Origin of the sequence: Nonomuraea antimicrobica, from assembly GCF_039536965.1 — a bacterium.
Lineage (GTDB): Bacteria > Actinomycetota > Actinomycetes > Streptosporangiales > Streptosporangiaceae > Nonomuraea > Nonomuraea antimicrobica.
The window spans coordinates 1-23,601 of record NZ_BAAAZP010000179.1 but is presented as its reverse complement, the minus strand read 5'-3'; the positions used below and the strand labels follow the sequence as shown (position 1 = coordinate 23,601).

Genomic DNA, 23,601 nt, shown 5'->3' with positions numbered 1-23,601 from the left:
ACATGGCCGGATACACCACTCGCGTGCACCACGACGTCGGCCTGGTGCGGCAAATCGTACGGCTGGCCCGCGACCCGCTGGGCTACGTGACCGAGCTGAACTCTTCGGCCGACCTCCACGTGTTCACCGCGCTCGGCCGAAGCTTCGTCTACCTCGCTGAACCGCTGCTCATCAACGACATGCTCGTGGACCGGCGCGGCGACTTCGAGAAGGGCATCTTCTACGACCGGGTGCGGCGGCTGGCGGGCAACGGCGTCGTGCTGGCCAACGGCGCGGAACACCGCAGGCAGCGCGACTACCTGGACCGCTTCTTCAAGCGTGAGCACGTGGTGGGGCTGTCCGAGCTGATGACCGCGGTGGCGCGGGAGGAAGTGGTCCACTGGGACACCACGCTCGACATCGACGCGGCTCTGCACCGGATGACGTTCAAGATTCTCGCCGCCACGATGTTCGGCACCGACATCGACCACGAGAAGTTCGACCACATCCACGAATGGCTCGCGCTGACGCTCGAAGCGATCATGTTTCGTACCGTCGTGCCGTCGTGGTACCTGCGGGTTCCCACCAAGCGGAACCGCCTGCACGACAGCGCGATGGACCGGCTGCGCGCGGCCATCGTCTCGGCGATGAACGCGCGGGACACGGGCGGCTCCGACCGGCTCGACCTCATCTCGGTCATGCGCACGGTCCGCCACGAGGACGGATCGCCGCTGACACCCACCGAGATGGCCGACCAGGTCGTCGCGGTCACCATGGCCGGGGCGGAGACCGCGGCCACCGCGCTGTCCTGGCTCAGCACGGAGCTGGCCCGCGACCAGGCCCTACAGGACGCGCTGCGTGCCGAGGTGTCGGACGTGCGCGCCCGCGGCGTCCCCTACGGCCCCGATCTGTCGGAGACGCCGCTGCTCAAGCGCACGCTGTCGGAGGTGCTGCGCTGCCGCCAGCCCATCCTGGTCATCTCCCGGCGCACGGCCCGCGACACCGAATTATCCGGTGTCCCACTGCCCGCCGGAACCGAGGTGATGTACAGCCCGTGGGCCATGCACCGGGACCGGACCTGGTTCCCGGCCGGGGCGGACTTCGAGCCGGAGACCTTCGGCGCCGGCGGATGCCCGGTCACGAAGGGCTCGTACACACCCTTCGGCCTTGGCCCCCGGCACTGCGTCGGCGAGCAGTACGCCTGGCAGATGATGTGGATCGTCGTCGCGGAGATGTTGCTGGCGGTGCGGATCGAGTCGGCTACCGCGCAGCACCCGAACGGACGCCCCCTGGCCACCATCATCCCGGGGAGCGTGCACGCCAAGGTCGAGCGGGTGGGAGAACCGGCATGACGCGGCTGCTGGAGCCGAGCGAGGTCTTCCACGCTTTCCTCGACTGGCAGACCGGGTTCGAGGTAGAGACGCGGGCGTCGCTGACGCCCGCCGCGGCGGCGGCAGGGCTGGCCCGCATGTACGCCGCTTTCCCCCGCCTCGCGGCCCGGCTCGCTCGTACGCCGGAGGGCTTCGTCTTCGAACCCGTTCCGGTCCCAGCGATCGAGACGACCACGTACGGCGCCCGCGCGCACGCCGCGCTGTCGGCGTTCACCGTGGACACCGCCCGCCCCGGCACCGTCGTGGTCACGGGACGGCTGCACCACGCGCTCTGCGACGTCACCGGCATCCTGTCGATGGCGGACCACCTGTTCGGCCTGCTCGGCATCCGCGCCGACGCGGCCTCGATCCCGCCGCAGGCCGCGCGCGAGTGGCCGATCGCCGCGGAAACCGTGCTCGGCGGGCCGCAGCCGGCCGACGGCATCCGCGAGACCCGCCTCTTCTACGCCCAGGCCCCGTCCGCGCCGCTGAAGCCCGCGCAGCCGGCGACCCTGCACCTCCCACCGGAGCAGGTGCAGACCATCGACGACGTGTGCGCCGCCCAGTCGACCTCGCTCACCGGGGTGATCGCCTCCGCCGTCGCGCCGCTCGTGGCCGGGGACGGAGACCCAGTGGTGGTCGGCGTCCCGGTGGACTGCCGGGTGTTCATCGGTCCCGAGCGGATGGAGCCGATTCCGCCGCGCGCCATCGGTAACTGCAGCCACGGCGCTCTCGTGCCGGTGCCGCGTGCCCACGGCGACGTGCTGGCGACTGCGCGGGCCTTCGACGCTGACCTTCTGGACCAGCTGGAGGCGGAGACCCCCGCGGCGCCGTTCCGCGACGGCCGCAGGTACCTGCCGGAGCACAACGCGCCCGCCGGCCTCGTGGTGTCGAACGCGCGCGGCGCCGCCCGCCGGTTCGCACGCCTGGCCGACGCGCCGCGAATGATCGTGCTGCCGGAGTCCTCGATCCCGGCCCTGCCGATGATCGCCGTGAACGAGAGCCCGGCGACGCAGGCCGTCACCGTCACCCTCATCGCGGACCCGGCGGACCACACTCCTATCGAAGCCCGCCGGCTCATCGACGCGCTGGCGCGCACACTCAATGACATCGTGGAGCGGCAATGACCGAAGTATCCGACAGCCTCACCGAGTCCGCGGACGCCCTGCCCACCATTCCGCGCGGCCGTACCTCAGTTTTCGAGCTGCCGACCGGGCTCATGGACATGGCCGCCGCCGGTCCGATCCACCGGCTGCGCTACGCCGACGGCCACGTCGGCTGGATCGTCACCGACTTCCAGCTGTGCCGCAAGGTGCTGACCATGCCGGAGTTCAGCTCCCGCCCGGACCTGCGGCATTCGGCCATCCACGAGGCCATCGGCGACGGCCAGCCGCCGGAGGAGCGGCCTGGCATGTTCGTCGGCATGGACCCGCCGGAGCACACCCACTACCGGCGCATCGTGGCCGCGGCCCTGAAACTGGGCGAGATGCGGCAGCTCCAGGCGAACATCACCGAACGGGCGAACGCGCTGTTCGACGCCGACGCCGACGACCGGGTTGATCTGGTCTCGGCCGTCGCCTCGCCGCTGCCCGCCCTGGTGATCACCCAGCTGCTGGGCGTCGAGGAGGAGGTCAGCCACACCCTCGCCAGTTGCCTGGAGCGGATGTTGTCGCTGGACTCCACCGCCGACCAGGTGCGGGAGATGTTCGCCATCATCTTCAGCGAACTGGGCGAGGTGGTGACGCGGCGCCAGCAGGACGGCGCCCCGGGCTTCATCCAGAACATGATCGAAGATGGAGGGCTGTCGCACGCCGAGATCACCAGCATCGCCTTCCAGCTCTACACGGCCGGTCATGAGACCACCACGAACATGATCGCGCTGAGCTACTTGTACCTCCTGGCGAACCCCGAGGCGGCCGCGACGCTCAAGGGCGACGAGCGCGCGATAGCCGACGCCATGGAGGAGTTCCTGCGGTTCTTCTCGATCATCCAGTACGGCATCTCCCGCGGCGCGCTGGAGGAGGTCGAGCTGGGCGGGGTGACGATCCGGCCGGGGGAGACGATCACGATCTCCCTGCCCGCGGCCAACTTCGACAACGGGCGCTTCCCGGACCCGTACCGGCTCGACATCGGCCGCAGCGACCGCGGGCACCTGGCCTTCGGCTTCGGCGTGCATCAGTGTGTGGCGCAGCAACTCGCGCGGGTCGAGCTCACCGTGGCGCTGCGGGTCTTCCTGGAGCGGTACGGCGACTTCGCGCTCGACTCGTACGAGATGAAGTCGGACACCATCGTGCACGGCCTGACCCGGCTCCTGGTGCGGCAGTCCGGCACGCGAAAGCCATGATCAGGGCTGACCGGTATCGCTGCTGCGGCTCCGGCATGTGCGTGCTGATCTGCCCGGAGGTGTTCGACCAGGACGACAGCGGGCTCGTCGTCATCGACGCCGATGCCGTCCGCACCGCCGACCTCGCGCTGCTGCGGCATGCCGTCAGCTGCTGCCCCGGGCAGGCTCTGTCCGAGGTCGACTCGGCAGGGGCCGAGAAATCCGCTGCCAACGAACGAAAGTGACTGGTCCATGGACCGACGTATCGCCATAGTCGGCATCGGCGCGCGGCTGCCGGGCGGGCGCGGGCCCGCCGAGGTGTGGCGCATGCTCCAGCGGCGCGAGTCCGAGATCGGCGCCGCCCCCGCAAGCCGCCTGCGTTACCTCACCGAGCACGACGTCAGCGACCCCGCGTTCGATACGGTGTGCCGGACCGGGGGGTTCGCGGACGGCTGGGACGAATTCGACCACCCGGCGTTCGGCATCTCGGCCCGCGAGGCCGAGGTGATGGACCCACAGCAGCGGATCCTGGTGGAGACCGTGTTCGAGGCCATCGGCGACGCCGGGTTCACCCTCGACTACCTGCAGCGCCGCAGCACCGGCGTGGTGAGCGGCTGCATCACCCGCGACCACTGGCTCGTCGCGCGCCGGGACTCGGGGCTGGACGCCATCAGCAACGTCGGCAACACCGGCAGCGGCTTGTCCGGCCGGTTGTCGCACGTCTTCGGTCTGACCGGCCCGTCCGTCACCCTCGACACCGCCTGCTCGTCGGGGCTGGCGGCCGTCGCCGCCGCGATCGACAACCTCCTGGTCGGCCACTGCTCGATCGCCATCGCCGCCGCCACCAACCTGGTGCTCGACCCGTACGAGACGCTGTCGTTCTACCGGTCGAACATGCTGGCCGCCGACGGGCACTGCAAGTTCGGCACCACCCGCGCCGACGGATTCGTCCGCAGCGACGGCTTCGCCGCCGTCGTGCTGCGGCCACTGGCGGACGCCCTGGCCGAACAGGACCGCATCTACGCGGTGATCGAGGGCGTCGCGGTCGGCAACGACGGCGGGCGCAGCGGATCGCTGCCCACCCCGTCGGCGGACGGCCAGACCGACGTCATCCGCCGCGCCCTCACGCTGGCCGGACGCGCCCCGGAGGACGTCGACTACGTGGAGGCGCACGGCACCGGCACCACGGTCGGCGACGCCACCGAGATCGACGCCCTCATGACGGTCTTCGGAGAGCGGGATCGGCCGCTGCCGATCGGGTCGGTCAAGACGCGGATCGGTCACTGCGAGGCCACCTCAGGGCTGGCCGGGCTGGTCGTCGCCGCCCTGAGCATCCACCACGCGACGGTGCCGCCGATGCTGGCGCACGGCGACCTGCGGGACGACCTGGCGGATCGCGAGCGAGGCGTGCACGCGAACGTGGGCGACGGGCTGCCGCTGCCCGGGGACGCGGTGATCGGGGTCAGCTCATTCGGCATCACGGGAACCAACGCGCACGCCGTCCTCGCGTCACCGCCCGCACCGGTAGAGCCGGAGACAGGGCCGCAAGCGCTCCCTTCGCTGCCGCGGCTCAGCTCGCCCGGTGTCACACTCCCGGCAGCACCCGCCGCCGACCCCGGGTGCCTCAGTGCGGCGCTGGCCTACCGCGTCAACCACACCGCAGGACATCGGCAGACCTACCCGGACGTCCCGGTGACCGCCCCCAGCAAGGGCCTCATCGCCGGGCTCTGGCGGGACGCGCCGAAGGTGGTCTTCGCGTTCGGCGGATTCGGCGCGCACTGGCTCGACCCCGGTACGGCCGGCGACACGATTCTGCGCGACCACCTCCGTATCACCTACGCGGCGGTGCGGGACCACCTGGCCGAGCACGAACGGCCCCTGCTCGACGGGGGCGCCGACATCCCGGCCGCGCTACAGCCGTACGCCACCTGGGCCTCGCAGCTTGCCATCGCGTTCACCCTGCGGGACTACGGGGTGCGGCCCGACGCGGTGCTGGGGCACAGCTTCGGCGACATAGCGGCCGCCTGCACGGCAGGCGCACTCGACCTGGAGACGGCGGCACGGCTGCTGGTCGCCCGCACGGAGGCGGTGCGGCAACACTCGGACAACACTCGCATGATCGTGATCACGGGGGAGGATGTCGACCGCGACCGCGCCTGGATCCCGGCCTCGGCGGACGTGGCCGTGGTCAACAGCCCGAGCTGTGTGGTGCTGGCCAGCCCCGCCGACGCCCTCGACGCCATCACCGAACGGGCCGCCGCGCACGGGCACGACGCCCGCGCCCTGGAGGTCGTGTTCGGCTCGCACAGCCGGTTCGTTGAGCCGGCGCTGCCGGCCTTCGCCTCAGCCGTGGAGGCCCTCGGCCACGACAGGACCACCGCCGTCCCGTTCTACTCCTCGACCTCCACTGCCGCCGCCACCGCGAAGACCGCCGTGGCGGCGCAACACTGGCTCGACAACCTGCGCAACCCGGTGGATCTTCCGCCGGTGGCAGCGAGGCTGGCCGACGACGGCCACCAGATCATCCTCGACGTCGGGCCGCGGTCGGTGCTGGCCGGTCACCTGCACGCCTCGTTCGGCGGAACCGTCCTGACCACCGACGCGATCGAGGATGACGACTTCGTCCGCGCCACCATCGGCGTGCTGTTCACTGCGAACGTCCCGCTGCGCCCGCACCGGTTACCGCGGTGGACCTCCGTGCTCGCCGCCGCACTGACGTGGAAGCGCACCCCACGCTCCGTGAGCCCCCTGCGCCCGGCCGAGCGCGCGGTCCAGGCCCGGGGCTCGGGTTCGGGCGAGTCGGTGACCTACCAACTGCGTGGGCCGCAGGTCCGGCTGCTGGCCGGGCACCGGGTACGCGGCGAGGCGGTGGCGCCGGGCACGCTGACGCTCAGCTACCTCGTACGCTCACTGCGGACCGCCGGCGAGCCGCTGCGCATCGACACGGTGCGGTTCGTGGAGCCGATCGTCATCGACGACACCACCGACCAGCTCACGCTCACCGTCTCGCGGGACGGCTCCCAGGTGGAGGTGCACTTCACCACGGACCCCGCCGCCACGCCCACCCTGTGCTGCACCGCGACCGTGGCACCAGCCCGCCCCACCGCCGAGACGGCCGCCGCCGAGCTGCCGCTAAACCTGACCCCGCTGTCGGTGAACGCCTTCTACCAGGGATTCGCCGCAGCGGGCAACGTATGGGAAGGGCCGTTCCGGTCCATCTCCGAGCTGTGGGCGTCCACGACGCACGCGTACGCCACAGCCGAGCTCGGCACGCCGACCGGAGTCGGCGGGGAGATCGACCCGGTGCTGTTCGACGCGGCGCTACACGGGCTCGCGGCGGTGCACTTCGGGCTGGCCGACGGCGCGGAGGCCACCTGCCCCTTCTACTTCGAGGGGGTGGACCGCATGACGTTCCACCGGCACCGGCTGCACGGGCGCACGCGTTCGGTCATCGCACCGAGCGCGGACGGAACCGGGTTCGACATCGCCATCCTGGACGCCGAGGATCGGCTCGCTGTGCGCTGCGAGGGGGTTCGCATCCGCACGATGAAGAGCCGGCCCGCCATTCCGGCCTTGCACCGGATCTGGGTGCCCTACACCGGCTCGTTCGGCCGCGCCGAGCAGCGCCTGGTGAATCTGTTCGACGCGCCGCTCGGGACTGCGGCCCCCGGCGTCATCGTCGACGTGGTCGCCCGCACCGGACCGGGCCGCGAACTGCTCATCGACGCGCGCACCCCCGCTGCCCCCGCACAGGTGGAGCTGACCGGCTACCTCGCAGGACTCGGACAGGTCCTGACCCAGTTGGCCCACGCCGCCGCCGAGGCAGGCGTGCCGCTCGGCGTGATCGTGACCGATCCCGAGCAGCCACCCGCCGACGAGTTGGGCGGAGCGGTCAGCGGGTTCCTGTTCGCGCTGGCCGGGGCGCTGCCGTACGAGTTCCCCGGCCTGGCCGCCGCGGTGGCGTGCGCCCCCGCCGGGGACCCCCTGGGTGATCTGCCGTCGATCCGGGATCTGGCCGCAAGGGGTGAGCATCGCCTGCGCCGCGACAGCGGTGGCGGCTTGTCGGTGGCCCGCCTGACAGACCAGCCGCCACGATCCCGCCCCCGGCATCCCACCGGGCGGCACCACCTCGACCGCTGGACCGTCGAGATCCGGCTGCACGAAGAGCGAGCCTGCGACGTCGAGCTGGTCTGGTCCGATCCGCAGTACGGCCCGCGCGCCGTCGGCATCCGGCCCCTGCCCCAGGGGTACCGGCAGGCGCGACGGTTGCCGGACGTGCTCTGGGCGGTGCGCGCCGCCCAGCGGATCGCCGCGGTGGCTCGGCCGGGTACGGAAGACGAACTCGTCATCTCGGGCGACCCTCACCGCGCCGCCTTGCTGCGCGCCGCCCTCGCCACCAACCCCGGCGCGCTCGGCGGCCCGGGGAGGCGCATCGGGATCGCGCTGGACGAACCCCTCATCGGCACCGCCACCGACCTGCTGATCACGGCGGCCCCCTCCCAGGACGCCGAGGCCGGAGCGGCGGAACTCAACCTGCGCGACCTGGCGCCTACTGGCGCCTGGCCGAGGTCGGTCGCCTACTGGAGCACTTTCGCGGACACCGAGATCGCGCTGCTCGATCTCGGTGGTGCCGACGACGACGCGTCGTATCCCGACCGGGGGGCCACGTTCCGGCGCCGGCGTGCGGCGCTGATCGTCGGGGGCAACGGCGGTCTCGGCTCGGCCCTTGCCGCAGATCTCCGCGCCCGCTCGTTCACCGACATCATCCTGGTCGGAACCCGGGACAACCCCGGCAGCGGGACCGACTATCTCCGCTGCGACATCAGCGACCCCGCCGCGGTCGCCCTGCTCACGGAGCGGCTGGCCCGGATCGAGGCCGATGAGGTGTTCATCTTCCACCTGGCCGGCCGCCTGTCGACCGGACCGCTCGCCGAGCTGGACGCCGCCGACTGGCACCGCGTCCTGGCCCCCAAGACGGACGGGACCCGCCACGTGGCCGAAGTGGCCCGCAGGACCGGCGCGCAGATGCTGGTCGCGTACTCGTCGGCGTCGGCCGTGCTGCCGTCACCGCAGTTCGGCCACTACGCCGCCGCCAACGCGGCCATGGAAGGCATCCTCGCCGCGGTGGGCGACGTACGCGTGCGGGGCGTGCGGTGGGGCTTCTGGGGCGGGGCGGGCATGCTGCGCGACCTCGACCCCACCCGCTCGTTCACCCCGGCCGGCGTGGGGGAGATCGGCGCGGACGACGGTCATGCCTTCCTCTGGAACGTCCTCACCACACCGGACACCGGCTTCCCGGTCTGCTACCCGGCCGACTGGGCGGAGTTCGGCGGACGGTACGAGACGTTGCGACGCGACGCCCTGCTGAGCCTACTGCGCCCGGCCGGCGTCCGGGAGCTCCCGCAGGACCCGGCCGAGGCGGCGGATCAGGGCCCGACCGGTCAGACGGACGGCGACGAGGCGAACCGCGTGGAGTCGCTCATCATGGAGACACTCAAGATCTCCGAGGTGTCCGTGGTGCGCGGCGCGGATCGGCTACGCGACCTCGGCCTGGATTCGCTGCTCGCCGTGGAGCTGCGTACGAAGATCAAATCGGCGCTGGGCAACACCGTCCCCATCCGCACCCTGCTTGGCCCGACCACCTCCGCTCAACTGCACGCCCTCCTAACCGAGACCGCCGACACCAACACCGACACCCGCTCCGCGTGAGCGCGCCAGTCGGCACCGCCGAGCGAATGGGATAACGCCTTGCCGAACTGCCCAGCGCCGAACCCACCCGTGCGCACCGTCCTGCTGGCCGAGCCGCGCGGCTTCTGCGCGGGCGTCCGGCGCGCCATCGCGATCGTCGAACAGGCACTGGAGCGGTACGGGCCGCCGGTGTATGTCCGCAAGGAGATCGTGCACAACCACCACGTCGTCGCTGACTTACGCTCCCGCGGAGCCGTCTTCGTCGATTCGGAGGACGAGGTGCCGGAGGGTGCGCTGTGCATCTTCTCGGCACACGGGGTGGCGCCCGCGGTGCGTGACAACGCCGCGCGCCGGAGCCTCGACGTCATCGACGCCACCTGCCCACTGGTCGCCAAAGTGCACCAGGAGGCGCGCCGCTTCGCCCGGGACGGCCGTACCCTCCTACTGGTCGGGCACAGCAGCCACGAGGAGGTAGAGGGCACTTACGGCGAGGCGCCCGACCGTACCGTGATCGTCGAGACCGTCCAAGACGCGCGGAGCATAGAGATCGACGCTGCCACCCCGACCGCACTGCTCACCCAAACCACGCTGTCACTGGACGAGACCCGGGAGATCACGGACGCGCTGCGCGACCGCTTCCCCTACCTGGCCATCCCGCCCACCAGCGACATCTGCTACGCCAGTGAGAACAGGCAGCAGGCGGTCAAGGCCATCGCCCGCCGCGCCGACCTGGTGCTCGTGGTGGGCTCGGCCAACTCCAGCAACTCGATCCGCATGGTCGAGGTGGCCCAGGCCGCCGGTGCTCGCGCCCACCTGGTGCCCGACGCGGACCACCTCACCGCCGCCTGGCTCGACGGCGTCACCACAGTCGGGGTGAGCGCCGGCGCCAGCGCCCCGGAGAATCTTGTGGACGACCTGCTCGCGGTCCTCGCCGGGCACGGCTTCGCCGACATCCGGGTCGAGCGGGCCGCGACGGAGAACGTCGAATTCACGCTGCCCGCCCGGCTCAACGCACCGGCGGCCGAGGGCGAAGGAGCACGATGACCCGGATCGAGACCGAGATCGCTATCCCCGGCGCGCGCGAACGGGTATGGGAGGTGCTCACGGATTTCGCCGCGTACCCACAGTGGAGCCCGACGATCCTCCGCATCTCCGGCGACCTGGACGTCGGATCCCGGCTCGCCGTCCGCATCCTCGGCCCCGGAGGCCGGGCCGTGACGTTCCGGCCGAAGCTGGTGGCGTTGGAGCCGGGCCGGCTGCTGCGATGGGACGCGGTGCTCCTGCACCCGAGTGTGCTCAGCGGGCTGCACCAGTTCTGGCTCGACGACGATGGCACCGTCGGCACCCGACTGGTGCACTCCGACACCTACAGCGGGGTGTTGACCGCGCCGCTGCGGCGCCTGCTGGCCGCGAACGAGCCACTCATGCGACGGCAGAACATGGCGATACGGGGTCGGACGCTGAACGGGTAGCCTGCAACTTTCGCCGCTAAATGGCCAGGGGCTTCGGCGCTATTTGGCCGAGTGGGATGCGAGTGCTGCTGCCCGCTGCGCCGAGCCGCAATAGTTGGCCGGCAGGGATGGCTCATCGAAGGGGTGTTCACCAGCCAGGCCGACGAACTGCCCGGCCTGCGCGTGTGCCGCTCGAATATTGAGTTACGTGGCTTGAGCTGCGGGTATGCGGCGTCGTGGTATTCGTTGATCATTCCTGTGGCGACGGGTTTTCGGTGGATGGATCGTAGGTCGTCTAGGTCGGAGGCAGGCTGCGTTGCGATGTCCGGAGGACGTTGGTTCCGGGACTGGTGCGGACGGTGCCCGTTGTAGTGGATCAGATACTCGCGGAGCACGAAGGTCAGGTGGCGTTCGTTGAGGATCAGGATCCGGTCCAGGAGTTCGCGGCGCAGGGTACCGATGACCTGCTCGCAGATCGCGTTCATCCTCGGCGTCCGCGGCGGCATGGTGATGCTCCGTAGCCCTTCAGCTGTAAAGACCTCACGAAAGGTCGAGGTGAAGAGCGGGTCCCGAAGGTGGATCAAGAACCGCAGCCCGGAGATGCGGTCACCCAGGTCCATCGCGAGGTTGCGGGCTCGCTGCACCGTCCATGCTCCGGTTGGGCGCGCGGTTACTCCGGCAAGGTGCAGTCTCCGGGTGCCGTGCTCGATGAAGACCAGCACATACAGCCGCTTGAGTATTATCGTCTCGACCACCAGGAAGTCGCAGGCGATGATCGCGTGGGCTTGGGTGGTCAGGAACTGCCGCCAGGTCGGCCCGGCCCGGCGGGGCGGGATCGATGCCGGCGGCGTGCAGGATCTCCCACACCGTGGAGGCCGCTATCGAGTGGCCCAGGCGCCAGCTCACCCTGGATTCTCCGGTGTCCCCAGGTCGGGTTCTGCTGCGCCATCCGCACGATCAGTGCCTTGACCGGGCCGGCGAGTGCAAGGGCGTCCCGGGTGTCGTCTGTCGGTGAAGGTCCACTTACGCCTCACGAGGGTGCGATGCCAGCGTAAGAGCGTCGCCGGGGTGACGGGGAACACCGCCGCCCACCGGTAGCGGCTGATCAACCGCGACAACGCCGCGAGCCAGAGCCGGGCGGCGTGAGCCCACCGCGGACGGCCACTGAGCTGCCGACGGAGCACCTGGTTCTCCTGACGGAGCACCAGCAGTTCAACGTCTTTGGACAGATCAGCGCAGATCAGCACGGTCAGCAGGCCGAACAAGCCCCTCAGCAACCGGTAAATCAGCGACAACAACACCTCGAGATGGTCGCAGCCACCGCCCTGATCACACAGCAAAACCCCACCTCACAGCACGAAACCGTATTTTCGAGCGGGACACGGTGGTGTGGCTGAGGTCGCCACCCGTCAGTGCGAACACCGCATTGGCAACGTGTTCTGGGAGAATGTTTCCGTATAGCGGTAGTTCTACTGTCAAGGGATCATGAGTGGGTGATTCTTCTAACTGGCTGTGCTGCGGCGGCAGATCGCTCGGGTCTGTTATGAGCCAGGGGATCGGTTGTGGCTGGCGGCGTTGTCGCGGTTGATGCCGTGCCGTCGCTGGGTGGAGGTCTTCTTCTCGACGCCGGTCACCTTGTTGTCCTGGTATCGCGCCTTGGTAGCTGAGCCGCGCTCCTTCCGGGCGGCGTCGACGATGTCGGATTACTGGAAGGGATCTCGCCTATGCTCCCCGCGTTCCAAGTTGAAGGGTCGGTGGGTCGGACGCACTCATTCCGGTCCAGTTTTGTGCGGGCGTACGGGGAGTTCCAGGACGGTGGCCTGTGCGCCGTCGGCGTCCACGAGGTGCTCTTCCACGGTGGGGCCGACGATGTCCAGGTGGTGGCGGTCCAGCCAGCCGAACAGGTCCTGTCCGGCTCGGACCACACCCGTCGCGGGCGGCACAACGGCGCGTACGACGGTGCGGCTGGGCAGGGTGATCTGCTGCCCAGCGTGGTCGGTGGTCACCGCCGCGGCGAAGCCGCCCGTTGGGTGGCCGCGCAGCCAGGTCAGCAGGGTCGCGGCCGACGCCGGGCAGACGGCGGCCAACTCGGCCGGATGGGCGAGGCGCAGGTGATGCACGCGCAGACGGCGCGGGCCCACCGTGCTCTGCTGCGGCAGGATCGACATCGGCGTCGCGAGGTGGTCTTGCGCATGGGCCGCTGTCGCCGCTAGGGCGGTGATGTCATGCCGGAGACCCGCCAGGACATCGGTCACGGCCTGCCTCAGTTGTGCCTCGGGCGCGTCCAACAGGTCGGCGATCTGACGTAGCGGCAGACCGAGGCGGCGCAAGGCGCGGATGCGTTCGAGTCGAGACAGCTCGTGCACGCCGTACCAGCGGTAGCCCGTGGCGCCCTCTGTCTTGGCGGGCACCAGCAGCCCGATCTTGTCGTAGTGGCGCAGGGTACGTTCGGTGATGCCGACCATGCGCGCCAGTTGTCCGATCCGCCACATTTCGACCTCTCGTGTTGACCTTGCCCCTGCGTCAAAGTCCTACGGTCACCGTCCATGACCGACTCGAACCCTGCAACCCGGTTTGCCGGTGTACTCCTCCTGAGCTCGCTGGTGGCCATGCTCGCCGGTGCGGCCATCGTGGTGCCATCGGGGCTTACCCTGAATCCGTCCGACCTCCCCGCCACACTCGCCGCGGTGGGCGAGCACGCCGGGCTGCACCTGACCGAGCTGGCCTTCGATGTGCTGGGCTGGCTGGGGTTGATCGCTGCAGGGCTGGCGATGGCCGCCGGCTCAGGCGGGGCGTACCTGGTAGTGCTCGCCGGCGGGCTGCTGGCGGCGGCCGGGCTGGCCGGCCTGCTTCATGACGCCGGCAACTTGGCGCTGACTCAGCTCACAGCCGCCCCGACGGTCGCGGCCGCCGTGCTCCTGACATCCAAGTGGATGGTCAACTTGGCCGGGCTTTTGTGGGTCGCGGCCACTGTCGCCGCCGCTGTAGGTGTGCCGATGACCGTGGCGCTTCGCCGAGCTGGTGTGCTCGCTGCGGTCTTCGGGCTGGTCGCGGTCGCGTTGCCGTGGACGACCGGGTTTTCGGTGGTGATGGAACAGCTCGGGTACGCCCTGCATCTGCCGATCATCCTGTGGTACGGCGTGCTGGGATGGCGATGGCTGCGCCGTTGACGAAGAAGGCGGCCACCTCGATCCGGTCGGCTGCCACGGCGAACCTGTCACCGCCGATCCGTTCGCCGCCAGCCATGCGCTATTTCTCACGGCAGGGACGACGAGGTTGGCGTCCTGAGAGGCCACGTTGATTCCGGACAGCCGTCTTATGGGCGTAGCCTATGCGGCTGTTCGGGTTGAAAGCGACTCGCTGAGCACTTCGAGGGGTGGCCGGTAGCCGAGCGCCGAGTGGCGGCGCCGATGGTTGTAGCATCCTTCGATGCAGCGGATGACCTGCCGTTTCGCCTTGGCTCGGGTGGTGAAGACGAGGCGGCGATCGGGTAGCCCAGGCGGGCCAACTCGCCTTGGATTCTCCTATGCCCCCCAGGTCGGGTTCTCCCGCGCCATCCGCATGATCAGTGCCTTGATCGGCCGGCGGGTGCCAGGCCGTCCCGGGCGCCTCCTGTCGGTGAAGGTCCACTTACGCGCTACCAGGTTGCGATGCCAACGCAGGATCGTTGCCGGGGTGACCGGGAACGCCTCCGCCCACTGGCGACGGCGGACCAGCCGCGACAACGCTGCGAGCCAGAGCCGGTCGGCGTGACCCCATCGCGGTCGGCCACCGAGCTGGCGGCGGAGTACTTGGTTCTCGTGGCGGAGCACCAGCAGCTCAACGGCTTTGGACAGATCAGCGCGGATCAGTACCGCCAGCAGGCCGAACAAGCCCCTCACCAACCGGTAGACAAGCGACAACAACACTTCACGATGGTCGCAGCTGCTTTCCTGATCATGCAGCAGAACCTCAGCTCACAGCACGACACCGTGTTTCCGAGCGGAACAGGCGCGCTGCGCTGACGCTGCTGCGGTGGCGCATCCCGGAGCGACACGCCGACTTTTGTACCGCTCGGAATAGAAGTCGCGGGGCCGAAGTTGTCCCCTCCAACAATGGCCGCCACGACGAGGCGTGGAGGGGCGTCGCGAGCCATCAACACCCGAATACAGCCCCGATCCGGGGTGACAGAAAGGCCATCATGTCTGACACCGACCTGCGCAACATCGAGGCGCTCAACGCCCATGAGTCCGACCGCATCGCAGTGGTCACCGGCGCCAGCCGTGGCATCGGCGCGGCCATCGCCAGCCGTCTCGCCGCCGACAGATACACCGTCGCCGTTCACTACCGCCAGGACTCGGCCGCCGCAGCCGGCGTCGTCGGAAAGATCATCGCGGCCGGCGGCGCGGCGTTCTCCTTCGCCGCCGACCTGGCCGCACCCGACACCGGCACCGCGTTCTGGGCCTCCTACGATGCGGCTGCGGGCTCGCTGCGCGACGCTCCCGTGCGGGTGCTGGTGAACAACGCCGGGGTCGCCCTGCACGGCACCATCGAGGAGTTCGACGCCGAGGACTTCATCCGCCAGCAGCAGATCAACACCACCGCGCCGTTCCTGATCATCCAGGCTGCCATACCTCGCCTGGCCGACGGCGGGCGCATCGTGAACATCTCCTCCGGCGCCACCCGCGTCGCCCTCCCCGACATCATCGGCTACACCATGACAAAGGGCGCCATCAACGCCCTCACCCTGCCCCTCGCCCAGCACCTCGGCCCCCGTGGTATCACTGTCAACGCCGTCGTCCCCGCCACCACCGACACCGACATGAACGCCTCCTGGTTGCGCGGCAACCCCCACCTCATCGCCGAGATCGCCGCGCAGAACGCCCTCGGCCGCATCGGCGAACCCGGCGACGTCGCTGATGTCGTCGCCCTCCTCGCCTCCCATGACGCCCGGTGGGTCACGGGACAGGTCATCGACGCCACCGGCGGCTTCCGCTTGTAGAAGGCGTCCCTCCGGTGCCAACACCGCAACCGCGTTGCTCGTCCCGCTCCTCATCACGCTCGTGGGGGCGTTACGAGAGCTGACGGGTGCGCACCCCGTCGACTTATGTACCGATCGGAATAGAAGTACTTGCAGTCGGGTTCTTACCTTCGGCGACGGCCGCCACGGCGAGATCGTGGGAGGGCGTCGCACGTCATCACCATCCGAGTACACAACCCCGATCCGGGGCGGCAGAGAGGGCAATCATGTCCGACACTGAACTGCGCGAACTTTTCCAGCGCTACATCGATGCGCTCAATGCTCATGAGTTTCACCGCATGACCGAGTTCATTCACGACGAGGTCATCGAGAACGGCCAGCGGGTCACGCGGGACGACGTGATCGCGGAGCTGGAGGGGCACGGCGATGCGGTACCCGACTTCACTTGGCGGGTCAAGGACATCGCCATCGACGGTGATCGCGTGGCGGCCCGTCTGTTCAACAAGGGCACGCCCGCGAAGGAGTGGTTCGGCGTGACCCCCACCGGGGCCACGGTCGAGTATGCCGAGTACGCCTTCCACAAGGTCCGCGATGGGCGCTTCTATGAGATGAACTATCTGATCGACGCCCAGGCAGTGCAGCGTCAGCTGGGCTCCTGACGTCCAGGGTCGGCCCTCGTCAGCACCCTCCGGGAACGGTTCGCGCGCCGCGCATAGTCGGGCGGGCCCGCGGGTTCCCGAGGGGTGGCGCCAGCCACGGCCCAGAGATGCAATTGCACGCGATCATGGCCGCGACTCGGGCCAAGGTCCTGATCGCGTTCGACTTCCCGGGCCGATGATGAGGCTCGGGGCGTCGGACGCGAGCGTGCCCGCCGCCAGTTCGGCTCCCGACGGCACCATGCTCGTCGGCATTCGGGCAGCACGCCTTCAGTGAAGCCTTGAGCCACGATCACGCCGACCCGACTCGAGCGAGATGATAACGATGATTCCCGTCGCGTACGCCATGCCTCACTCTATGACCGGACGCCGCGCTCACGGACGACCAGCTCGCAACATGCCGACCGCGTACGGCACGACACTGGGCATGACGAGCGGGGTCGGCTGCAGGGGGACCGTATTCTCGTGGATCTGACTCGACGGGCCGAGATCCAGCCCGTCATCGCCGCGACGTTCCCACTGGACCAGCGCCGTTCGCGTGGATGAAGAACTCGCCCGCAGGCGCCACGTGGGAAAGATCGCCCTGCACCCGTAGGGAAGCTCACTCCCGTCGGGCCACTCACGAGCACGAGGTCGTGTGTTCGGCGTCGGCCAGGTGTCTCCCGTGCGACCCACAGCACTTCGGTACCGAGCAGTCCTGAAGTGCTATGGTCTTTCTCAGCGCCCGCGTTGACGAGATCGCGGCGACGGGTCTACTGGCCTTGTCCCGCTCGAAAACACAGTTTCGCGCTGTGAGCTGGGGTTTCGCTGCGCGATCAGAGCGGCGGCTGCCATCATCGCGAGGTGGTGTTCTCGCTTGTCCACCGGTTGATGAGGAGCTTGTTCGGCCTGCTGACCGTGCTGGTCCGCTCTGATCTGGCCAAGGACGTTGAGCTGCTGGTGCTCCGTCCGGAGAACCAGGTGCTCCGCCGGCAGCTCGGCGGCCGGCCGCGGTGGTCAGTCGATGCACGTGCTCCACGAATACCTGATCCACTACAACGGCGTCGGCCGCATCAGTCCCGGCAACAACAACCTCCGGACACTGCAACGCAGCCCGCCCGCGACGTGACCGACCTCAACGACCTGCGATCCATTCGCCGAAAGCCCGTTGTTGCAGGCATGATCAGCGAATACCACCACGCCGCTTAACCGCAGCTCAGGCCTCGTAACTCAATATTCGAGCGGTACAGGTGCTCGGCCGACTGGGCCTGCCAGCCTTCGTCGACGAACGCGATCCGCTCACCCGATCGGAGTGTGGCCCAGGCGAACCCGAGGTCGATGGTCATGCCGCGGCGGCGTTCCTCGACCCAGCGGTCGGGGCTCCATCCCGGTCAGCGCCCGGACCAGCGTCGACTTGCCATGGTCAACGTGACCGGCCGTCGCGATCACCTGCACACGTGCTCCACCGCAGCAGCGATGACCTCGTCCTGACCGGGCTCCACCGCACGCAGGTCGAGCACCAGGCGCCCATCGGTGATCCGGCCGATCACAGGAGGATCGTAGGAGCGCAGTCGCAGGGCGAGGCTCTCGTCCACGGCGATCCCCGCGCTGGGCAGCTCCACTCCCGGTGCGCCCCCGCCGCCGACCCTGGCGATGGTCGGCACCGCCTCCGCGTGCCCGCCGAGCCGTCGCGCGAGACGTTCCGCGCGTTCTCTGAGCTCGGCGACACTCGCATGGAGCGACCGGTACACCGGCGGCCGCGGGCCGCGCAGGGTCGCTTCGAGCGCGGCCAGGGTGAGCTTGTCCACTCGCAGCGCGCGGGCGAGGGGATGGCGGCGCAGCCGTTCCACGAGGTCTTCTTCGCCGAGCAGAAGGCCCGCCTGCGGGCCGCCGAGGAGCTTGTCGCCGCTGGCGGTGACCAGGGCCGCTCCCTGGAGCAGCGCACTGGCCGCGTCCGGTTCGCCGGGCAGCAGCGGTTCCGGGCGCAGCAGTCCTGAACCGATGTCGGCCACCACGGGCGGCCCGATCGCGGCGAGCTCCTCGATGGAGACCTCGCAAGTGAATCCCTCGATCCGGTAGTTGGACGGATGCACCTTGAGGATGAAGCCGGTGTCCTGGCCACAGGCGTTCTGGTAGTCCCGCAGGGCGGTCCTGTTCGTGGTGCCGACCTCGCGGAGCCGGCAGCCGGCGGCCTCCAGCAGCTCGGGCACGCGGAATCCATCGCCGATCTCCACCAGCTCTCCGCGGCTGATGACGATTTCCTTTCCCTGCGCGAGTACCGTGGCGGCGAGCACGAGCGCGGCCGCATTGTTGTTGACCACGTGCACGGCTTGCGACTCGGGGACCGCCTGCGCGAGCGCGGCGAGAGTCGTACGGCCACGGGGGGCGCGCTGTCCGCCGGCGAGGTCGAACTCGACGTCGGTGTAGCCGGCGGCTGCGGTGACCGCCGCGACGGCGGCGGGTGAGAGCGGAGCCCGGCCCAGATTGGTGTGCAGGAGAACACCGGTGGCGTTGACGACGCTCTTGAGGCCGCCCGCGGTCGCCGGCAAGAGGGCGAGCGCGACGTCCGCAGCACTGTCGGGGTCGGCCAAGCCTTCGCGGACCTGTTGCTGGGCGTTCGCCACCGCGGCCTTGACGAGGCTACGACCGAGCGTCTCCTGCGCGGCGGCCAACCGGGGGTCGTTCAGCATGGCATCGGTCCGCGGCACCAAACTGCGTCGATCCACTCGCGACCATCCCAGGATTCGCCGACCAGCGGAGGCGGACGGGAATCGAACCCGCCGCGCCGAGATTCTCGGCGCCACTGGTTTTGAAGACCAGGAGGGTCACCAGACTCCTAAACGCCTCCAGAGTGGATCATAGACCAATGAACAACATCAGGCTCACGCAATACGGCAACGGAGGCGGCTGCAGCTGCAAGATCCCTCCGGGCGAGCTGGAGGATCTGGTCGCTGGACTCTCGCCGACCTCTCCTCCGTCGACAGGCCGGTTACTGCTGGGAATCGATCAGGGGGACGATGCCGCGGTGCTCCAGGTGGAGGACGCGACCTCGGCCATCGTCACGACGACGGACTTCTTCACCCCTGTCGTTGACGATCCGTATGACTTCGGCAGGATCGCGGCCACCAACGCGCTCTCCGACATCTACGCCGTCGGCGGCGAGCCCGTCATAGCCTTGAATCTGCTCGGCTGGCCCCGCGACGTGTTGCCCCTAGAGCTCGCTCGCGAGGTCCTGCGCGGTGGATCCGCGATGGCCCAGGCAGCGGGCTGCCATCTCGCCGGGGGCCACAGCATCGACGACCCCCATCCCAAGTACGGGCTGGCCGTCACCGGCCTTGCCGACCCCGGCCGGCTGCTGCGCGTGGACGCGGGCGAACCCGGCATCCCCCTCACTCTGACCAAACCTCTCGGCATTGGAGTGCTCAACACGCGGCACAAGGCAACCGGGGAGGTCTTCCCTGAGGCGGTCGCCGCGATGACGACGCTCAACCGGGACGCGTCCCGGCTGGCGCTGGCCGCGGGCGTTCTGTGCGCTACCGACGTCACAGGTTTCGGCCTGCTCGGCCATCTCTACAAGCTGGCCAGGGCGAGCGGAGTGTCCGCCGTCGTCGACAGCGCCGCCGTGCCTTACCTGGACGGAGCGCGAGAGGCCATCCGTGATGGGTACATCAGCGGCGGATCTCGCCGGAACCTCGACTGGATCGCCCCCCACTGCGACTTCGGCGACCTGCCGGAGAACGAGCGGCTTCTCCTCGCCGACGCGCAGACCTCAGGCGGCCTGCTCGTCGCGGGCGAGCTCCCAGGTTTTCCGGTGATAGGCGAACTCGTCCCTCGTGGCGAACACCTGTTGATCGCGAAATAGCGGGGCCCTTAGATTCAGACGATCAACGCAACGCTGCAAGTGGATGGGTGGATCGTGGCTCGGATGGGTCGGCCAGGAATGTCGGACGCGATGAAGGAAGACTTGTGGCGACGGTGGGGCCGCGTCGACCGGCTCTAGCTTGCAGCGTTGTCGCGGCTGATCCGCCGCCGCCGGTGGGCGGAAGTATTCGCGATCAGCCCAGCGACGATCTCGCGTTGGCATCGCACCCTCGTGGCCCGGAAGTGGACCTTCCGCGACAGGTGGCGTCTGGGACGGCCCTGGACCCGCCAGCCGGTCAAGGTACTGATGGTGCGGATGGCGCGGGAGAACCCGACATTGGAGCATCGGAGAATCCAGGTGAGTTGGCTCGCCTGGGGTACTCGATTGCGGTCTCCACGGTGTGGGAGATCCTGCACGCGTCGGGTATCGCTCCGGCGCCGCTGTATGTGCTGGTCTTCATCGAGCACGGCCCCCGGCGACCGCATTTGGCCGGAGTGAGCGCGCACCCGACCGGAGCATGGACGGTGCAGCAGGCCCGCAACCTGGTCATGGACTTGGGTGACCGCATTGCCGGGCTGCGGTTCGTGATCCACGATCGGGATCCGCTCTTCACCTCGGCCTTTCGGGGGTCTTCGAAGCTGAGGGACTGCGGGACATCACCACGCTGCCGCGGACGCCGAGGATGAACGCGACCTGCGAGTGGGTTATCGGTATCCTGCGTCGTGAGCTCCTGGCCCGGATCCTGATCGTCAGTGAACGCCACCTGGTCTTCGTGCTCCGCGAGTATCTGATCCATTACAGCGGACACCGGCCGCACCAGTCCCGACAACAACGTCCCCCGGACATCGCAACGCAGCCCGCTCGCGACGTGACCGACTCGGCGACCTGCGATCCGTTCGCCGAAGACCCGTCGTCACCGGCACGATCAACAAATACCACCACGCCGCTTAACCGCAGCTCAGGCCACGTAACTCAATATTCGAGCGGCACACCAGCAGGTTGAGCCCGACGAGCGGCCGTCCGCCATCGCACAGATGTCCGACAGCGTTGGCGGCCGCGATCCGCCCCCAGCCGTACGGGTTGTCGACCAAGGGCATGAAGTAGTCGGCCGTGCTGACGACGGCGACATCACCCTGGATCCTGACGACGGCCGCGACGTCGCCGGCGTCCGTGCCGACGACGAACTCGCGGAGCGGGTCCTGTGGCCGGCCCCGGCGAGCATGGCATCGCCGGGCCGAGCACCGCAGTCGTGCCACCGGAGAAGGACAACCCTCTGTTTCTTCTCCTGAACTGTCTTCACCTATAAGATCACTCCGGAGGCGTCCAGGAGCCTGGAGGCCTCCCGGTCTTCATAACTGGTGGCGCCGAGCATCTCGGCGCGGCGGGTTCGATTCCCGTCCGTCTCCGCCAACCTCCTGTGGAGTGTGATGAGCGTCGACGAACTGCTGGAACAGGCCCGTAGGACGATGTGCCGGCTCGACCCGGCGCAGGCCCAGGCGGCCGCCCGCGCGCCGGACACCTTCATCGTCGACACCCGCCCGGAGTTCCAGCGCCGCCACGACGGGGAGGTGCCCGGCGCCATCGTGATCGAGCGCAACCACCTGGAGTGGCGGCTCGACCCGTGCTCCTCCGCACGCATCCCCGAGGCGGCCCCGGGCATCCGGTGGATCGTGCTGTGCGACGAGGGCTACTCCTCCAGCCTGGCCGCCTGGTCGCTGCGGCAGCTCGGCCTGACCCGCGCCACCGACGTGGTCGGCGGCTTCCAGTCCTGGCTCGCGGCCGGCCTGCCGGTCGTCACGCCCGAACACCCCACGGGTCCCCGCCTGGCACCATGTTCGTGATCGCCACCGCGGGCCACGTCGACCACGGCAAGTCGACGCTGGTCCGGGCGCTGACCGGGATGGAACCCGACCGCTGGGCCGAGGAGCGCCGCAGGGGCATGACCATCGACCTCGGCTTCGCCTGGACGGCGCTGCCGTCCGGACGGACGGTGGCATTCGTCGACGTGCCCGGCCATGAGCGGTTCGTCACCACCATGCTGGCCGGGGTGGGGCCGTGCCCGGCCGCCATGATCGTCGTCGCGGCCGACGAGGGCTGGTGCGTCCAGTCGGGTGAACACCTGGCCGCCCTCGACCTGCTCGGCGTACGCCACGGCCTGCTGGTGATCACCCGTGCCGATCTGGCCGACCCGGCTCCGGCGCTCGCCGAGGCCCGTTCCCGGCTACGCGGCACGTGCCTGGAGACGATACCTGCGCTGGCCGTCAGCGGGGTCACCGGGCAGGGCCTGCCCAAGCTGGCCACCGCGCTCGACCGGCTCGCGGCTGGACTGCCGCCGCCCGCCACCGACGGCCCAGTACGGCTGTGGGCCGACCGTGTGTTCACCGTCACGGGCGCGGGGGTCGTGGTCACCGGCACTCTGACGGCGGGCACCCTGCGCGCGGGCCAGACGCTGCACCTCGGCGGCGAACCGGTGCGGGTGCGCGGTCTGCAGACGCTCAACACCCCGGCCGGCGTGGTCACCGCCACTGCCCGCGTGGCGGTCAACCTGCGCGGGCCCGTCTCCCCTTCACGCGGGGACGCACTGCTGACCCCCGGCGCGTGGCACCTCACGACCTCGGCCGACGTATGGCTGTCGCCGGGTGAACCGCCGAAGGGCGACCTGCTCCTCCACATCGGTTCTGCCGCCGTGCCCACCAGGATCAGACCGCTCGGCGAGGGCGCCGCGAGGCTGTCGTTCGCCAGGCCGTTGCCGCTGCGGGTGGGCGACCGGGCTCTGTTACGCAATCCCAGCCACTCTGCCGTGACGACTGGGGTGGTCGTCCTGGACGTGCGGCCTCCCACACTGACCCGTAGGGGGGCGGCGGCAGCCCGCGGCGCGGCACTCGCCGCGGCCGGAGCCTCTCCGGGAGCCGGGAAGGACGCACCGGGTACGCGAGACGCCGTACCGGGAGGCGGGTTACCGGGGGCGGCCGATCTGCTGCGCTGGCACGGGCTGCTCAGCGGCGCCGACCTCGCGACGATGGGCGTCACCGCGCCGCCCTCTACCCTGCCGGGCGGCTGGCACGCCGATCCGGAGCACTGGGCGGGACTCCGGAAGGCGCTCGCCGAGGCGGTGACCGGGGCCGGGGACGGGCGGCTGACCGTCGAGGCGGCCACGCACCTGCTCGGTTTGCCGGACCGGCGGCTGACGAGGGCGCTGATCGCGCCGCCGCTCACGCTGGAGGCGGGCGTCATCGGCAGGCAGGACCTGGGGCCTCCGCCGCTGCCGGCGCACCTGCGGCACGCGATCGACCGGCTCCGCGCCGAGCTGGCCGACCGGCCGTTCCAGGCGCC

At 69.7% G+C, this 23,601-nt stretch carries 21 protein-coding genes and 2 tRNA genes; 17 read left to right on the top strand and 6 right to left on the bottom strand.

The features are described from left to right. The first annotated feature begins 2 nt into the window (after positions 1-2). The 7 genes from ABD844_RS41650 (at position 3) to ABD844_RS41620 (ending at position 10,832) form a co-directional block, all read left to right on the top strand. Positions 3-1,331, top strand: a complete 1,329-nt coding sequence (locus tag ABD844_RS41650) for a cytochrome P450 (RefSeq protein WP_344891401.1) — start codon at positions 3-5, stop codon at positions 1,329-1,331. After that, entirely contained in the window at positions 1,328-2,476 is a 1,149-nt protein-coding gene (locus ABD844_RS41645) for a hypothetical protein (RefSeq protein WP_344891398.1), read from the top strand. The genes ABD844_RS41650 and ABD844_RS41645 overlap by 4 nt, the downstream gene beginning before the upstream one ends. Next, positions 2,473-3,693: a cytochrome P450 gene (locus tag ABD844_RS41640; protein ID WP_344891395.1), complete on the top strand. Its 1,221-nt coding sequence runs from the start codon at positions 2,473-2,475 to the stop codon at positions 3,691-3,693. The genes ABD844_RS41645 and ABD844_RS41640 overlap by 4 nt, the downstream gene beginning before the upstream one ends. Next, positions 3,690-3,917 (top strand): ferredoxin, encoded by a 228-nt coding sequence (locus ABD844_RS41635; RefSeq protein ID WP_344891393.1) that lies wholly within the window; start codon positions 3,690-3,692, stop codon positions 3,915-3,917. The genes ABD844_RS41640 and ABD844_RS41635 overlap by 4 nt, the downstream gene beginning before the upstream one ends. 7 nt (positions 3,918-3,924) lie before the next feature. Beyond that, complete coding sequence (locus ABD844_RS41630; protein WP_344891391.1) at positions 3,925-9,381, top strand: beta-ketoacyl synthase N-terminal-like domain-containing protein; 5,457 nt, start codon at positions 3,925-3,927, stop codon at positions 9,379-9,381. Positions 9,382-9,450: 69 nt separating this feature from the next. Beyond that, on the top strand, positions 9,451-10,404 hold the full coding sequence (locus ABD844_RS41625; protein ID WP_344891386.1) for a 4-hydroxy-3-methylbut-2-enyl diphosphate reductase: 954 nt from the start codon (positions 9,451-9,453) through the stop codon (positions 10,402-10,404). Beyond that, on the top strand, positions 10,401-10,832 hold the full coding sequence (locus ABD844_RS41620; RefSeq protein ID WP_344891383.1) for an SRPBCC family protein: 432 nt from the start codon (positions 10,401-10,403) through the stop codon (positions 10,830-10,832). Before ABD844_RS41625 ends, ABD844_RS41620 begins: the two co-directional genes overlap by 4 nt. Here the strand turns inward: ABD844_RS41620 and ABD844_RS41615 are convergent. Together ABD844_RS41615 and ABD844_RS41610 are read right to left on the bottom strand one after the other, a co-directional pair. Beyond that, the gene (locus ABD844_RS41615) at positions 10,727-11,566 is read right to left on the bottom strand and encodes an integrase core domain-containing protein (protein ID WP_344891380.1); all 840 of its coding nucleotides are present in this window, start codon (positions 11,564-11,566) and stop codon (positions 10,727-10,729) included. The two genes, ABD844_RS41620 and ABD844_RS41615, sit on opposite strands and share 106 nt — an antisense overlap. 1,014 nt (positions 11,567-12,580) lie before the next feature. After that, positions 12,581-13,303 (bottom strand): MerR family transcriptional regulator, encoded by a 723-nt coding sequence (locus ABD844_RS41610; protein ID WP_344891377.1) that lies wholly within the window; start codon positions 13,301-13,303, stop codon positions 12,581-12,583. 54 nt (positions 13,304-13,357) lie between these two features. Here ABD844_RS41610 and ABD844_RS41605 point away from each other — a divergent pair, with 54 nt between their 5' ends. The 5 genes from ABD844_RS41605 (at position 13,358) to ABD844_RS41580 (ending at position 17,615) form a co-directional block, all read left to right on the top strand. Next, entirely contained in the window at positions 13,358-13,981 is a 624-nt protein-coding gene (locus ABD844_RS41605; protein WP_344891374.1) for a hypothetical protein, read from the top strand. Between the two features lie 630 nt (positions 13,982-14,611). Next, positions 14,612-14,815: a hypothetical protein gene (locus tag ABD844_RS41595; protein ID WP_344891372.1), complete on the top strand. Its 204-nt coding sequence runs from the start codon at positions 14,612-14,614 to the stop codon at positions 14,813-14,815. Positions 14,816-14,991: 176 nt separating this feature from the next. Beyond that, entirely contained in the window at positions 14,992-15,792 is an 801-nt protein-coding gene (locus tag ABD844_RS41590; protein WP_344891369.1) for an SDR family NAD(P)-dependent oxidoreductase, read from the top strand. A gap of 245 nt (positions 15,793-16,037) precedes the next feature. Next, a complete protein-coding gene (locus tag ABD844_RS41585) occupies positions 16,038-16,430 on the top strand; it encodes an ester cyclase (RefSeq protein ID WP_344891365.1) in 393 nt (130 codons plus the stop codon). An 840-nt stretch (positions 16,431-17,270) separates the two neighbouring features. Then, positions 17,271-17,615 carry a single stranded DNA-binding domain-containing protein gene (locus ABD844_RS41580; RefSeq protein ID WP_344891362.1) on the top strand — a complete coding sequence of 115 codons (345 nt, stop codon included), beginning with the start codon at positions 17,271-17,273 and terminating at the stop codon, positions 17,613-17,615. On the opposite strand, the gene ABD844_RS41575 is transcribed toward ABD844_RS41580, so the two are convergent. The 3 genes from ABD844_RS41575 to ABD844_RS41565 all read right to left on the bottom strand — a co-directional run bounded on the left by ABD844_RS41575 (position 17,612) and on the right by ABD844_RS41565 (position 19,254). Next, complete coding sequence (locus tag ABD844_RS41575) at positions 17,612-17,752, bottom strand: hypothetical protein (RefSeq protein WP_344891359.1); 141 nt, start codon at positions 17,750-17,752, stop codon at positions 17,612-17,614. The genes ABD844_RS41580 and ABD844_RS41575 overlap by 4 nt on opposite strands. Positions 17,753-17,851: 99 nt before the next feature. Then, a complete protein-coding gene (gene selA / locus ABD844_RS41570; RefSeq protein ID WP_344891356.1) occupies positions 17,852-19,114 on the bottom strand; it encodes an L-seryl-tRNA(Sec) selenium transferase in 1,263 nt (420 codons plus the stop codon). A 46-nt stretch (positions 19,115-19,160) separates the two neighbouring features. Then, positions 19,161-19,254, bottom strand: a tRNA-Sec gene (locus tag ABD844_RS41565). Positions 19,255-19,272: 18 nt separating this feature from the next. Here ABD844_RS41565 and selD point away from each other — a divergent pair. After that, positions 19,273-20,268, top strand: a complete 996-nt coding sequence (gene selD, locus ABD844_RS41560; protein WP_344891353.1) for a selenide, water dikinase SelD — start codon at positions 19,273-19,275, stop codon at positions 20,266-20,268. A gap of 646 nt (positions 20,269-20,914) precedes the next feature. After that, entirely contained in the window at positions 20,915-21,271 is a 357-nt protein-coding gene (locus ABD844_RS53460; RefSeq protein WP_425568740.1) for an integrase core domain-containing protein, read from the top strand. Here ABD844_RS53460 and ABD844_RS41555 read toward each other — a convergent pair. Next, complete coding sequence (locus ABD844_RS41555) at positions 21,216-21,524, bottom strand: AIR synthase related protein (protein ID WP_344891350.1); 309 nt, start codon at positions 21,522-21,524, stop codon at positions 21,216-21,218. The genes ABD844_RS53460 and ABD844_RS41555 overlap by 56 nt on opposite strands. A 59-nt stretch (positions 21,525-21,583) precedes the next feature. Between ABD844_RS41555 and ABD844_RS41550 the strand changes: the two genes are divergently transcribed. The 3 genes from ABD844_RS41550 to ABD844_RS41540 all read left to right on the top strand — a co-directional run. Next, a tRNA-Sec gene (locus tag ABD844_RS41550) sits at positions 21,584-21,678 on the top strand. A 17-nt stretch (positions 21,679-21,695) separates the two neighbouring features. Continuing rightward, positions 21,696-22,109 carry a rhodanese-like domain-containing protein gene (locus ABD844_RS41545; RefSeq protein ID WP_285776456.1) on the top strand — a complete coding sequence of 138 codons (414 nt, stop codon included), beginning with the start codon at positions 21,696-21,698 and terminating at the stop codon, positions 22,107-22,109. Continuing rightward, on the top strand, positions 22,100-23,601 hold a 1,502-nt coding region (locus ABD844_RS41540; RefSeq protein ID WP_344891341.1), incomplete at its 3' end, for a GTP-binding protein. The genes ABD844_RS41545 and ABD844_RS41540, both read left to right, overlap by 10 nt.